This is a genomic window from Mesorhizobium sp. M7A.F.Ca.AU.002.02.1.1, assembly GCF_003998535.1.
GTDB classification, from domain to species: domain Bacteria; phylum Pseudomonadota; class Alphaproteobacteria; order Rhizobiales; family Rhizobiaceae; genus Mesorhizobium; species Mesorhizobium ciceri.
In genome coordinates, this window is record NZ_RZPB01001526.1 from 1 (window position 1) to 390 (window position 390).

Annotated in this window: 1 protein-coding gene; it reads left to right on the forward strand. The window is 64.6% G+C overall.

Annotated features, from left to right (window positions below):
* A partial coding sequence (locus EN879_RS38725; protein ID WP_164774980.1) for an efflux RND transporter permease subunit occupies positions 1-390 on the forward strand: 390 nt, incomplete at both ends.

Below are 390 nucleotides of genomic sequence, written 5' to 3' on the forward strand. Positions count from 1 at the left end.
GTCTTGAACCGCCTGGCTCAGCTTGCGCCGCTGCCCGGCAACGTGCAGCCGCAGATCTCGCCGCTCAGCCCGATCGGCGAGATATTCCGCTACCGTCTCGTCGGGCCGCCGAACTACAGCGTGCTCGACCTCAAGACCATTCAGGACTGGATCCTGCAGCGCCGCTTCCGCGCCGTGCCGGGAGTCATCGACGTCACCGGCTGGGGCGGCAAGAGCAAGACCTACGAGATCCAGGTCGACTTCAACAAGCTGGTCGCTAACGGGTTGACGTTGCCGCAACTGCTGCAGGCCGTCGGCAATTCCAACGTCAACGTCGGCGGTAACACCGTTGATATCGGCCAGCAATCGGCGGTGGTGCGCGGCGTCGGCCTGATCCGCTCGATCGACGAC